The 13,098-nt window shown below is 70.7% G+C and carries 11 protein-coding genes; all 11 read right to left on the bottom strand.

The window, feature by feature from the left end; translation table 11 throughout:
• Positions 1-27 precede the first annotated feature (27 nt).
• On the bottom strand, positions 28-1,494 hold the full coding sequence (locus AB1K56_RS08815; protein ID WP_371205340.1) for a glutamate synthase subunit beta: 1,467 nt from the start codon (positions 1,492-1,494) through the stop codon (positions 28-30).
• Positions 1,487-6,064 (bottom strand): glutamate synthase large subunit, encoded by a 4,578-nt coding sequence (gene gltB / locus AB1K56_RS08810; protein WP_371205339.1) that lies wholly within the window; start codon positions 6,062-6,064, stop codon positions 1,487-1,489. Before gltB ends, AB1K56_RS08815 begins: the two co-directional genes overlap by 8 nt.
• 52 nt (positions 6,065-6,116) lie before the next feature.
• Positions 6,117-7,121, bottom strand: a complete 1,005-nt coding sequence (gene lgt / locus AB1K56_RS08805) for a prolipoprotein diacylglyceryl transferase (protein WP_371205338.1) — start codon at positions 7,119-7,121, stop codon at positions 6,117-6,119.
• A gap of 10 nt (positions 7,122-7,131) precedes the next feature.
• Entirely contained in the window at positions 7,132-7,923 is a 792-nt protein-coding gene (gene trpA / locus AB1K56_RS08800; RefSeq protein WP_371205337.1) for a tryptophan synthase subunit alpha, read from the bottom strand.
• On the bottom strand, positions 7,920-9,263 hold the full coding sequence (gene trpB / locus AB1K56_RS08795) for a tryptophan synthase subunit beta (protein WP_371205336.1): 1,344 nt from the start codon (positions 9,261-9,263) through the stop codon (positions 7,920-7,922). The genes trpA and trpB overlap by 4 nt, the downstream gene beginning before the upstream one ends.
• The gene (gene trpC, locus AB1K56_RS08790; RefSeq protein ID WP_371205335.1) at positions 9,260-10,036 is read right to left on the bottom strand and encodes an indole-3-glycerol phosphate synthase TrpC; all 777 of its coding nucleotides are present in this window, start codon (positions 10,034-10,036) and stop codon (positions 9,260-9,262) included. Before trpC ends, trpB begins: the two co-directional genes overlap by 4 nt.
• 2 nt (positions 10,037-10,038) lie before the next feature.
• Complete coding sequence (locus tag AB1K56_RS08785) at positions 10,039-10,269, bottom strand: DUF6704 family protein (protein ID WP_136585705.1); 231 nt, start codon at positions 10,267-10,269, stop codon at positions 10,039-10,041.
• Positions 10,270-10,490: 221 nt separating this feature from the next.
• Positions 10,491-11,078, bottom strand: coding sequence for a Trp biosynthesis-associated membrane protein (locus AB1K56_RS08780; RefSeq protein ID WP_371205334.1), 588 nt, complete (start codon positions 11,076-11,078; stop codon positions 10,491-10,493).
• A complete protein-coding gene (hisI, locus tag AB1K56_RS08775; RefSeq protein WP_371205333.1) occupies positions 11,078-11,416 on the bottom strand; it encodes a phosphoribosyl-AMP cyclohydrolase in 339 nt (112 codons plus the stop codon). The genes AB1K56_RS08780 and hisI overlap by 1 nt, the downstream gene beginning before the upstream one ends.
• Positions 11,413-12,177 carry an imidazole glycerol phosphate synthase subunit HisF gene (hisF, locus tag AB1K56_RS08770; RefSeq protein ID WP_295791165.1) on the bottom strand — a complete coding sequence of 255 codons (765 nt, stop codon included), beginning with the start codon at positions 12,175-12,177 and terminating at the stop codon, positions 11,413-11,415. Before hisF ends, hisI begins: the two co-directional genes overlap by 4 nt.
• Positions 12,177-13,019, bottom strand: coding sequence for an ATP phosphoribosyltransferase (gene hisG / locus AB1K56_RS08765; protein ID WP_371205332.1), 843 nt, complete (start codon positions 13,017-13,019; stop codon positions 12,177-12,179). The genes hisF and hisG overlap by 1 nt, the downstream gene beginning before the upstream one ends.
• Between the last annotated feature and the right edge of the window lie 79 nt (positions 13,020-13,098).

Here is a 13,098-nt window from a genome sequence, read left to right as displayed (position 1 = left end):
GGAAGTGGCCGATCGGCCCTTGCCAGCTTAGGCGGGCAGGAGGCCGATGGCGACATCGGTCGGGCGCACCGGCGCGGGGAGCACCGTTTCGCCCATCAGGAAGGTGTCGACCTCGGCGGCGGCCGCGCGGCCCTCGGCGATCGCCCACACGATGAGCGACTGACCGCGTCCGGCGTCGCCGGCGACGAACACGCCGGGCGTCGTGGTGGCGTAGGTCGCGTCGCGCTCGAGGTTGCCGCGGTTCGTGAACTGCGTGCCGAGCTGGCTCTCGAGCAGCTCGCGCTCGGGGCCGGTGAAGCCCATCGCGATGAGCACGAGGTCGGCGGGGATCTCGCGCTCGGTGCCGCTCTTGGGCACGCGGCGTCCGTCGACGTACTCGGTCTCGGCGACGCGCAGGGCGCGCACCTCTCCCGCGGCGTTGCCGAGGAACTCCACGGTCGAGGCGAGGAACGTGCGCTCCCCGCCCTCCTCGTGGGCGGAGGCCATCTCGAAGAGGTTGGGCATCATCGGCCACGGCTGCTCGGCCGGGCGCTCGGAGGGCGGCTGCTTGCCGATCGCGAGGTTCGTGACGCTCAGCGCCCCCTGACGGTGGGCCGTGCCGATGCAGTCGGCGCCGGTGTCACCGCCGCCGATGACGACGACGTGCTTGCCCGAGGCGCTGATCTGCTGCGGGATCTGGTCGCCCGCGACGGCCTTGTTGCCCTCGATCAGGTACTCCATGGCGAAGTGCACGCCGTCGAGGTCGCGACCGGGGATGGGCAGGTCGCGCGGCACGGTCGACCCCGTGGCCACCACGACGGCGTCGTAGCGGGCGCGCAGGTCGCTCCACGAGATGTCCTTGCCGATCTCGACGCCCGCGCGGAAGCGGGTGCCCTCGGCCTGCATCTGGCGCAACCGCTGCTCGAGGTGGCGCTTCTCCATCTTGAAGTCGGGGATGCCGTAGCGCAGCAGGCCGCCGATGCGGTCGTCGCGCTCGAAGACGGCGACCGTGTGCCCCGCTCGCGTGAGCTGCTGGGCGGCCGCGAGACCGGCGGGACCGGACCCCACGACGGCGACCGTCTTGCCGGTGAGACGCTCCGGCGGCTCGGGCTCGACCCAGCCGTTGCCGAACGCCTCGTCGATGATCGAGACCTCGACCTGCTTGATCGTGACGGCCGGCTGGTTGATGCCGAGCACGCACGAGCTCTCGCACGGGGCGGGACACAGGCGTCCGGTGAACTCCGGGAAGTTGTTCGTCGCGTGCAGGCGCTCGATCGCCGCGCGGCCCTCACCGCGCCACGTCAGGTCGTTCCACTCGGGGATCAGGTTCCCGAGCGGGCACCCCTTGTGGCAGAACGGGATGCCGCAGTCCATGCAGCGTCCGGCCTGGCGCTTGATGACGGCCGAGTCGCCCGGCTCGTACACCTCTTTCCAGTCCATGATGCGCACGGGCACCGGTCGACGCTTCGGGAGCTCGCGCTCCGTGGTCTTGAGAAAGCCCTTCGGGTCAGCCACCCGTCACCTCCAGAATGCGCGTCCAGACGACGTCGCCGTCGGGGTCGAGCCCCTCGGCGACAGCCTCCTGGCGGGTCTGCAGCACGGCGGCGTAGTCGCGCGGCAGCACCCGGACGAAGTTGTCCACCTCGGCCTCGAAGTCGTCGAGCAGACGACGGGCCAGCGTGGAATCGGTCTCCGCGACGTGCTTGGCGAGCAGGTCGCGAAGGATCTCGGCATCCCCCGATCCGAGGGCGCCGAGGACGAGCTCACCGGATGCCAGGGCCTCGCGGTTCACCTTGTCGCGGTCGAGCTTGTAGACGTACGCCTGACCGCCCGACATGCCCGCGCCGAGGTTGCGGCCCGTGGCGCCGAGGATCACGGCGAGTCCGCCGGTCATGTACTCGAGCGCGTGGTCGCCCACGCCCTCGACGACCGCGGTGGCACCCGAGTTGCGCACGAGGAAGCGCTCCCCCACGACGCCGTTCAGGAACATCTGCCCCTGCGTGGCACCGTAGCCGATGACGTTTCCGGCGATGACGTTCTCACTCGCCGCGAAGGTCGATCCGCGCGGCGGGCGCACGACGATCGTTCCGCCCGAGAGCCCCTTGCCGACGTAGTCGTTGGAGTCGCCCTCGAGGCGCAGCGTGATGCCGGCGGGCATGAACGCCCCGAAGGACTGCCCGGCCGAACCCGTCAGGCGCACGTCGATCGAGTTCTCCGGCAGGCCGTGCTCGCCGTGCGCCTTGGTGACGTGGTGGCCGAGCATGGTCCCCACCGCGCGGGCGGTGTTGCGGATGGGCAGGTCGATCGTGAGCTGACCGCCGTGCGCGATGACATCCTGCGCGCGCTCGATGAGCTGCACGTCGAAGTGGTCCTCGAGCTCGTGGTCCTGATTGCGCGCGTGGCGGCGCGGCTCGTCGTCGGCGAAGCGCGGTCCCTCGAGGATCGGCGCGAGGTTGAGGCCGCGCGCCTTCCAGTGCTGGATCGCCTCGTTGGCGTCGAGCAGCTCCGCGCGGCCGACGATCTCGTCGATCGAGCGGTAGCCGAGGGCGGCGAGGTACTCGCGCACCTCCTGGGCGATGAACTCCATGAAGTTCACGATGTACTCGGCCTTGCCCGTGAAGCGCTGGCGCAGGACGGGGTTCTGCGTCGCCACGCCCACGGGGCACGTGTCGAGGTGGCACACGCGCATCATGATGCAGCCCGAGACGACCAGGGGCGCGGTGGCGAAGCCGAACTCCTCGGCGCCCAGCAGAGCGCCGATGATGACGTCGCGACCGGTCTTCATCTGCCCGTCGACCTGCACGACGACGCGGTCGCGCATGCCGTTGAGCATGAGCGTCTGCTGCGTCTCGGCGAGACCGAGCTCCCAGGGCGTGCCCGCGTGCTTGAGCGAGTTCATCGGGCTCGCGCCCGTGCCGCCGTCCTGACCCGAGACCAGGATGACGTCGCTCAGCGCCTTCGCGACACCCGCCGCGACCGCCCCGATACCCGACTGGCTCACCAGCTTCGTGTGGATGCGGGCCGAGGGGTTGGCGCGCTTGAGGTCGAAGATGAGCTGCTTGAGGTCTTCGATCGAGTAGATGTCGTGGTGCGGCGGCGGCGAGATGAGTCCCACGCCGGCGGTCGCGTGACGCGTGCGCGCCACCCACGGGTACACCTTGGTCGGCGGCAGCTGACCGCCCTCGCCGGGCTTGGCGCCCTGGGCGAGCTTGATCTGGATGTCGTCGGCCTCGGTGAGGTACAGGCTCGTGACGCCGAAGCGACCGGATGCCACCTGCTTGATGGCACTGCGCCGCGTCGGGTCGAGCAAACGGTCGACGTCTTCTCCGCCCTCACCGGTGTTGCTCTTGCCGCCGATCCGGTTCATCGCGACGGCGAGGACCTCGTGCGCCTCCTGGGAGATCGAGCCGTAGCTCATCGCCCCCGTCGAGAAGCGCTTGACGATCGCCGAGACCGGCTCGACCTCGTCGATCGGCACGGCCGGACGCGTCCCCGTGCGCAGACCGAACAGGCCGCGCAGGGTCTTCAGCTCGTGCGCCTGGTCGTCGATCAGCTGCGTGTACTCGCGGAAGATGTCGTACCGGCGCTCGCGCGTGGCGTGCTGCAGGCGGAACACCGTGTCGGGGTTGAACAGGTGCGGGGCGCCGTCGCGACGCCACTGGTACTCGCCGCCGGTCCACAGGCGCTCGTGCGCGCGCGCCGCGGCATCCTGGGGGTAGGCGTACTCGTGACGAGCGGCGTTCTCGGCGGCGATGACATCGAGTCCCACACCGCCGAGCTTGGTCTCGGTGCCGGTGAAGTAGGCGTCGATGAACTCGCGCGAGAGGCCGACGGCCTCGAACACCTGGGCGCCCGCGTACGACGACACCGTGGAGATGCCCATCTTCGACATGATCTTCAGCACGCCCTTGCCGAGGGCGTAGATGAGGTTCTTGACGGCCTTCTCGGGCGTCACGCCGGTGATGAAGCCGGCACGCACGAGGTACTCGACGGTCTCCATCGCGAGGTACGGGTTGACCGCGGACGCGCCGTATCCGATGAGAGTGGCGACGTGGTGCACCTCGCGCACGTCACCGGCCTCGACCACGAGGCCCACCTTCATGCGGGTCTCTTTGCGGATGAGGTGGTGGTGCACGGCCGCGAGCATGAGCAGCGACGGGATCGGCGCGAGGTCCTTGTTGGAGTCGCGGTCGCTGAGCACGATGAACTCGGCGCCGTCCTCGATGGCCTGGTCGACCTCGGTGCACATCTGCGTGAGGCGCTTCTGCAGGCCCTTGTGGCCGGCCTCGACGCGGTACAGGCCGCGGATCGTCACCGACGAGCGCCCCGGCAGGGCGGTGTCGATGTGCTGGATCTTGGCGAGCTCGTCGTTGTCGATCACGGGGAAGTCGAGCGTCACCGTGCGGGTGTGCTGGGGGCCCCAGTCGAGGAGGTTGCGCTCGGGGCCGAGACCCAGCGACAGCGAGGTGACGACCTCTTCGCGGATCGAGTCCAGCGGCGGGTTGGTGACCTGCGCGAACTGCTGCGAGAAGTAGTCGAACAGCAGGCGCGGGCGGTCGCTCAGGACGGCGACGGGCGCGTCGCTGCCCATCGCGCCGAGCGGCTCGGTGCCGCCCTGGCCCATCGGCGTCAGCAGGATGCGCACCTCTTCTTCGGTGTATCCGAAGGTGCGCTGGCGCCGCGTGATCGAGGCGATGGGGTGCACGATGTGCTCGCGCTCGGGGAGTTCGCTGAGCTTCACGCGGCCCTTGTCGACCCACTCGCCCCACGGCTGGAGCGCGGCGAGGTCGGCCTTGATCTCGTCGTCCTCGACGATGCGGCGCTGCGCCGTGTCGACGAGGAACATGCGACCCGGCTGCAGGCGACCCCGGCGCTTGATGCGCTCGGGCGCGAAGTCGAGCACGCCGGTCTCGGACCCGATCACGACGAGGCCGTCGGTGGTCTCGGTCCAGCGGCCGGGGCGCAGACCGTTGCGGTCGAGCGTGGCGCCCACGAGCGTGCCGTCGGTGAAGATGAGCGCGGCGGGGCCGTCCCACGGCTCCATCTGCATGGAGTGGTAGTCGTAGAAGGCGCGCAGGTCGGGGTCGATCGAGGCCTGCTTCTCGTAGGCCTCGGGCACCATCATCATGATCGCGTGCGGGAGGCTGCGACCGGTGAGGGTCAGCAGCTCGAGCACCTCGTCGAAGGATGCCGAGTCGCTGGCGCCCTCGGTGCAGATCGGCAGCAGCGGACGCACGTCGCCGATCAGCTCGGACTCGAGCTGCGACTGACGCGCGCGCATCCAGTTGCGGTTGCCCTTGACGGTGTTGATCTCGCCGTTGTGGGCGAGCATGCGCAGCGGCTGCGCGAGCGGCCACGACGGGAAGGTGTTGGTCGAGTAGCGCGAGTGCACCACGGCGAGCTCGGACGCGAAACGCTCGTCCTGCAGGTCGGGGTAGAACGGCTCGAGCTGCAGCGTCGTGACCATGCCCTTGTAGCCGAGGGTGCGGCTCGAGAGCGAGACGAAGTACGCCTCGAGCTCGTGACGCGCGCGCTTGCGCAGACGGTAGACGCGGCGGTCGAGCGCGATGCCCGACAGCGCGGGCTGGTCGCCGACCGCGGGCCGCGACACGAAGAGCTGTTCGAACGCGGGCCGCGCCTCGTAGGCGAGCTTGCCGAGGTTCTCTGTCTCGACGGGCACCTCGCGCCAGCCGAGGACCTCAAGGTTCTCGTGACGCGCGATCTCTTCGATGCCGGCCTTCATCGCGGTGCGCTCGTCGTGACCGAGCGGCAGGAACACCATGCCCGCGGCGTACTCCCCCACCGGCGGCAGGTCGAAGTCGACGACGGCGCGCAGGAACGCGTCGGGCATCTGGGTCAGGATGCCGGCGCCGTCACCGGTGCCCGCGTCGGAGCCGATGGCGCCGCGGTGCTCGAGGTTGCGCAGCGCCGTCAGCGCCAGGTCGATGATGTCGTGACCGGCTTCGCCGCGGAGAGTGGCGACCATGGCGAGGCCACAGGCGTCTTTCTCGAACGACGGGTCGTACATTCCCTGTCGGGCGGGGAATGCTCCTCCGACGGTGTCGGAGCGCAGGCTGGAAGCCATATCAACCGTCCTCACGTTGATGCTTCGAATGGGACGACGTCGGCCCAGAGAGTTAGTTCGTGGCGGGGCTGCTTGTGGCGCTCGTGCCGACGGTGTCGCTCGTCGCGGGCGGCTCGCTCACGTCGACGAAGTCAGAGGGGTCGCCTGAGTCTACAGCCCCCGGAGCCTTGGACTCGCGCCCGGGCACGTACGCCGAGGGCTCGAGACCGTGGTGGCGGCGCGACTGCACGGCGAAGATGACGATGCCGAGGATGACGCCGAAGATCGCGGCCCAGACGTTCGTGCGCAGGCCGAGGATGATGTCGCTGGGGTCGATGCGAATGGATTCCCAGACGATGCGGCCCGCGGAGTACCAGACGAGGTAAATCGCGAACTGCTTGCCCCACTGCAGGGTGAAGCGCTTTCCGACGTACAGGATCACCGCGGCGCCGAGCAGGTTCCAGATGACCTCGTAGAGGAAAGTCGGCTGGAAAAGAGTGCCGGCTGGCAGTCCGACGGGGATGGCCGGGTTGCCCGCGGCGATCTCCAGGCCCCAGGGCGCGTCGGTCGGCTGGCCGAAGAGCTCCTGGTTGAACCAGTTGCCGAAGCGGCCCATGGCCTGGGCGATGATGAGGCCCGGGGCGAGGGCGTCGGCGAAGGTCCAGAAGCGGATGCCGGTCCAGCGGCATCCGAGGATCGCGCCGATCGCGCCGCCGATGAGGGCACCGTAGATCGCGATCCCGCCCTCCCAGATGGCCCACACGGATCCCGGCTGCGTGATGTTCCACGGGTTGGAGCCGGGGCCGAAGTAGAAGCCCAGGTGGGTGACCACGTGGTAGATGCGCGCGACGATGATCGCGAGCGGCACCGCCAGGATGCAGATGTCGATGACGACCCACTTCTCGGCGCCGCGTCGCGTCAGACGGGCGTTCGTGAGGAGCACCGCGACGATGATGCCCGCGACGATGCACAGGGCATAGAAGTGGATGCGGAGCGGACCGAGGTCGACGTAGGAGATCGACGGACTCGGGATGCTGGCGAGCACGCCGGAGGCGGCGCTCGAGAGGGCGAACGTCATGCAGACGAGTCTAGGCGCGCTGAACGGCGCCCGCGGACAGCTCTCTCGCGAGCGAGGAGAGGCCCTCGACGCCGCCGTCGCGCAGCGCCTTGACCAGCGCCGTGCCCACGATCGCCCCGTCGGCGTACTCCACGACGCCGGCGACCTGCTCGGCGTTCGAGATGCCGATGCCCACGCACGCGTGCTGCGCCCCGAAGGTCCGCAGGCGCTCCACGAGACCGCGCGCGGCGGCGTCGAGCGAGGCCCGCTCCCCCGTGATCCCCATGGTCGAGACGGTGTACACGAAGCCCGTGGAGGCCTCGACGATCATCTCGATCCGCTCGTCGGACGAGGTCGGCGCGGCGAGGAACACGCGGTCGAGGCCGGTGCGCTCGCTCGCGGCGATCCACGCGGCTCCCGCGTCGGGGGTGATGTCGGGCGTGATCAGGCCCGCACCGCCCGCGGCGACGAGTTCGTCGGCGTAGCGGTCGACGCCGTACTGCTCGACGAGGTTCCAGTACGTCATGACGAGGATCGGCACCTCGGTGCGCGCCGTGACCTCGCGGATGATCGTGAAGAGGTCGCGCATGCGGAACCCGTTCGCGAGCGCCGTCTGCGTGGCCTCCTGGATGACCAGGCCGTCCATCACCGGATCGCTGTAGGGCGGGCCGAGCTCGATGACGTCGGCGCCGGCCTCGGCGAGGGCGACGGCCGCCTCGATGCTGGTGGCCACGTCGGGGTACCCGGCGGGCAGGTAGCCCACGAACGCCCCGCGCCCCTCGGCGTGGGCGGCGTCGATCGCCGCGGCGACGCGGGAGGTCACAGCTCGACCCCCGCTCCGCTGGCCGCGTCGGGCGCAGCCGTCACGTCGACCGGCGATCCCGGTGCGGATGCCACGGTCTCGGCCGCGCGCGTCTGCGCTCGACCCTCGACGGTCTCGGGGGCGTGCTCGGCGTCGTACAGGTCGAAGTACCGGGCGGCGGTGTCCATGTCTTTGTCACCGCGACCGGACAGGTTGATCGCGATCACGGCATCCGGACCCAGCTCGCGGCCGATGCGCAGGGCGCCGGCGAGGGCGTGGGCGGACTCGATCGCGGGGATGATGCCCTCGGTGCGCGACAGCAGCCGCAGGGCCTGCATGGCCTCGTCGTCGGTCGCCGGGATGTACTGGGCGCGGCCGATGTCGGCGAGCCACGCGTGCTCGGGGCCGACGCCGGGGTAGTCCAGACCCGCCGAGATCGAGTGCGACTCGGTGGTCTGCCCGTCTTCGTCCTGCAGCACGTACGTGCGCGCGCCGTGCAGCACGCCCGGGCGCCCCCGACCGATGGAGGCCGCGTGCTTGGGCGTGTCGACGCCGTCGCCGGCCGCCTCGACGCCGTAGAGGGCCACGCCCTCGTCGTCGAGGAACGCGTCGAACATGCCGATCGCGTTGGAGCCGCCGCCGACGCACGCGAAGACGGCGTCGGGGAGGCGGCCGAGCCGCTCGAGGAACTCGGCGCGGGTCTCTTCGCCGATGATCTTCTGGAAGTCGCGCACCATCGCCGGGAACGGGTGCGGACCCGCGGCGGTGCCGAAGATGTAGTTGGTCGTCTCGACCGAGGCGACCCAGTCGCGGTATGCCTCGTTGATGGCGTCCTTGAGGGTGCGCGAGCCCGTCGTGACCGGCACGACCTCGGCGCCCAGCAGGCGCATGCGCGCGACGTTGAGGGCCTGGCGCTCGGTGTCGACCTCGCCCATGTAGATGACGCAGTCGAGCCCGAACAGCGCGGCCGCGGTCGCGGTGGCGACCCCGTGCTGGCCGGCGCCGGTCTCGGCGATCACGCGTGTCTTGCCGAGGCGCTTGGTGAGCAGCGCCTGGCCGAGCACGTTGTTGATCTTGTGCGAGCCGGTGTGGTTGAGGTCTTCGCGCTTGAGGAAGACGCGCGCTCCCCCGGCGTGCTCGGCGAAGCGCGGGACCTCGGTGAGCACGGACGGGCGACCCGCGTAGTCGTGCAGGAGCGCGCGCAGCTCGGCGTGGAACTCCGGGTCGGCCATCGCCGACTCGTAGACCGCGGTGAGCTCGTCGATCGCCGCGATGAGCGATTCGGGCATGTAGCGGCCGCCGAAGTCGCCGAAGAACGGCCCCTTCTGATCGCGCAGGGTCTGGGTGGGAGCGGTGGTCATGACGTCTCCTGGAGGAACGCACGGAGGGTGGCGACCGGATCGCCGGTCACGAGGGCCTCCCCCACGAGCACGACGTCGGCTCCCGCTGCGCGGTAGTGGGCGACGTCGGCGGGGGCGAGGACGGCCGACTCGGCGATCTTGATCGCGTCGGCCGGGAAGCGCTCGGCGAGAGACCCGAACAGGTCGCGGTCGAGCTCGAAGGTGGAGAGGTTGCGGGCGTTGACGCCGATGAGCTTCGCCCCGAGCTGCGCGGCGCGCTCGAGCTCGTCGGCTGAGTGCGTCTCGACGAGGGCGGTCATGCCCAGGTCGGTGACGAGGCCGTAGAGCTCGCCGAGGGTCTTGTCGTCGAGGGCCGCGACGATGAGCAGCACCAGGTCGGCACCCGACGCGCGCGCCTCGAGCACCTGGTAGGGCGTGGCGATGAAGTCTTTGCGCAGCACCGGGACGCTCACCGAGGCGCGGACGGCCTCGAGGTCGGCGAGGCTGCCCTTGAATTTGCGTCCCTCGGTGAGCACCGAGATCGCCGACGCGCCACCCTCTTCGTACAGGCGCGCCTGCCGAGCGGGGTCGGGGATCGCCGCGAGATCGCCGCGCGAGGGGCTCGCCCGCTTGACCTCGGCGATGATCTTCACGCGATCGGCGGGGGCCAGCATGGCCAGCGCGTCACGGGCCGGGGTCTGCGCGAGGGCGTCGCGTTCGACCTCCGCGAGCGGGCGCGACTGGGCGCGCTGCTCGGCATCCTCCACCGCTCCGGCCGTCAGATCGGCCAGCACGGTCAGTGCGCCTTCGGGTTGGACTTCGCGCCGTTCGCGCCGTAACCGGCCTTGGTCATGACCCAGCCGACGATCGCACCGACGACGAGCAGACCCACCGACGCCCACACCAGAACGGGCATGTCGAACCAGAAGAACAGCGTGCCGAGCGTGATCGCGAGCAGCATGATGATCACGGCCGTCCAGGCGGCGGGCGAGTGTCCGTGGCCGGGATCGCCGATGGGGTTGCTCATGGGACTCCTAACAGTCGCGCGCGAGCGCGGGGAAAGCGTTCCCCCAGTCTATCGAAGCGCGGTGCGTGTCTCCCGCCGACGTCTCGATGTCGCGAGGTTGGGCTCTGGCGGCGGGGGTCGTCGCCGCGCTGACCGTCGAGAAACGCTGATCGGGTCGAGACACGCGGTGTCGTGGCGTGTCTCGCGCGGAACGGTGTTCCTCGCGCCGCAGCGGCCTCGGCTCAGGCGGTGGGGTCGTCGCCGCGCGAGAGGTCGTCCCACGAGTCGATCGCGTCGTGCGGGCGGTCCACGGCGACGCCGGCCTCCTCGGCCGTGCGGTACTTGCGGCTCGCGCCCGAGGCCCAGCGACGGGCGGTGACGAGCGTGAACACGGCGGCGGCGGCAAGCACGACCTGGGCCAGCAGCGTCACGGCGGGCCACGGGGTCAGCGACAGACCGCTCACGAGCGAGGCGACGGCATCCGTTCCCGAGATCCCCGTCGCCTCGGTGACCGCCGCGGCCGTCGCCGACACGGGCGTGGCGAACAGCAGCTGCGCGGTGCCGGCTCCCACGAGACCCGCGATCAGGATGCCGAGCACCCCGAACAGATAACGGAGCACGGGGCCGACGATCGACAGCGCCGCGCCCAGGGCGAGGGCGGCGAGACTCAGCGGCGTGAGCACCGGCAGGGCGTCGGCACCCGAGACCGCGATGGTCTGCTGGGCGCCGTCGTCGAGGGTGACGTCGATCCACGTCTGGGTCGACGCGATGACGCCGATCGCCCCGGCGGCCAGCATCGCCAGCACCGCCGTGGACCGGGCGCGTCGCATCAGCGCTCCCCCACGACCGGGTGCAGGTCGTCGGCGTCGAAGCAGGTGTGATCGCCGGTGTGGCACGCGGCGCCGATCTGGTCGACCTCGATCAGCAGCGTGTCGCCGTCGCAGTCGAGCCGCGCGCCCTTCACGAGCTGGATGTGGCCGGAGGTGTCGCCCTTGCGCCAGTACTCCTGACGCGAGCGCGACCAGAACGTCACGCGGCCGGAGGTAAGCGTGCGGTTCAGGGCCTCGGCATCCATCCACCCCATCATCAGCACCTCGCGCGAGTCGAACTGCTGGATGACCGCCGGCACCAGGCCGTCGGCGTTGTACGTCACGCGGTCGATGCTCATCGGCGTACCTCGATCCCTTCGGCGGCCATGGCGTCCTTCACCTGTCCCACGGTCAGCTGACCGGAGTGGAACACGGATGCCGCGAGCACGGCGTCGGCGCCGGCCTGCACGGCCGGGGCGAAGTGCTCGAGGGCTCCCGCCCCGCCCGACGCGATCACGGGGACCGCGGCGACCTGGCGCATGAGGCGGACGAGCTCGAGGTCGAATCCCTGCTTCGTGCCGTCGGCGTCGATCGAGTTGACCAGCAGCTCGCCGGCTCCGCGCTCGACGGCCTCGCGCGCCCACTCGAGGGCATCGAGGGTGGTCTCGGTGCGCCCGCCGTGGGTGGTCACGACGAAGCCGGAGGGCGTGGATGCCGCCCGCTTGACGTCGAGAGAGAGCACGATCACCTGCGCGCCGAAGCGATCGGCGATCTCGTCGATCAGGGCCGGGCGCGCGATCGCGGCGGAGTTGACGCCGATCTTGTCGGCGCCGACCGCGAGCAGGCGCGCGACATCGTCGGCGGAGCGGACTCCCCCGCCGACCGTGAGCGGGATGAAGACCTGCTCGGCGGTGCGGCGCACGACGTCGTAGGTCGTTGAGCGCTCGTCGACGGTGGCCGTGACGTCGAGGAAGGTGACCTCGTCGGCGCCCTGGTCGAAGTACAGCTTCGCCAGCTCGACCGGGTCGCCCATGTCGCGCAGGTCGAGGAAGTTGACGCCCTTGACGACGCGGCCCGCGGCGACGTCGAGGCAGGGGATGACGCGACGCGCGAGGGTCATCAGAGCCTCGCGGCGAGGATCTCGGTGACGAGGATCGCGCGCGCGCCGATCGCGTAGAGCGCGTCCATGACCTGGTTCACGTCGCGGCGCGGGCTCATCACCCGCACGGCGACCCACTCGGGGTCGCGCAGCGGCGAGATCGTGGGCGACTCGAGGCCCGGGGCCACGGCCACCGCCTGCTCGACGAGGGCGGCGGGCAGGTCGTAGTCGATGAGCACGTACTTGCGGGCGGCGAGCACGCCGCGCAGGCGCCGCAGCAACGTCTCGGTGCCCTCGGCCTCCTGGGGGCCGGCGATCAGGACGGCGTCGCTCTCGAGCAGCACGGGGCCGAAGATCTCGAGCCCCGCCTGGCGGAGCGTGGTGCCGGTGGAGACGACGTCGGCCACGGCATCCGCGACTCCGAGCTGCACGGCGGACTCGACCGCGCCGTCGAGCGGCACGATGTCGACGGCGATGCCGCGCTCGTCGAGGAAGGCGTCGACCAGGCCGGGGTAGGCCGTCGCGACGCGCAGGCCCTCGAGGTCGGCGATGTCGGTGAAGCGACCGGGGCGGCCGGCGAAGCGGAACGTCGAGCCGGCGAAGCCGAGCGACTCGATCTCGCGGGCACCGGGCATGCGGGCATCGAGCAGCAGGTCGCGGCCCGTGATGCCGACATCCAGCGCGCCGGAGCCGACGTAGGTCGCGATGTCGCGGGGGCGCAGGTAGAAGAACTCGACCTCGTTGACGGGGTCGACGGTGTACAGGTCCTTCGAGTCGCGTCGTCCGGTGTATCCGGCCTCCGAGAGCATCTCGGCGGCGGTCTCGGCGAGCGACCCCTTGTTCGGCACGGCGATTCGCAGCATGACGGGGGCTTTCGTGTGGGGTGAGCGTGTGGGCGACTCGCGCCGCGACAGGCGGCGACGAGGGGACGGAGAGCCGGGC

Source organism: Microbacterium sp. BWR-S6Y (genome assembly GCF_041379845.1).
GTDB lineage: Bacteria > Actinomycetota > Actinomycetes > Actinomycetales > Microbacteriaceae > Microbacterium > Microbacterium hydrothermale.
This window is presented reverse-complemented; position numbering and strand designations above follow the sequence as displayed.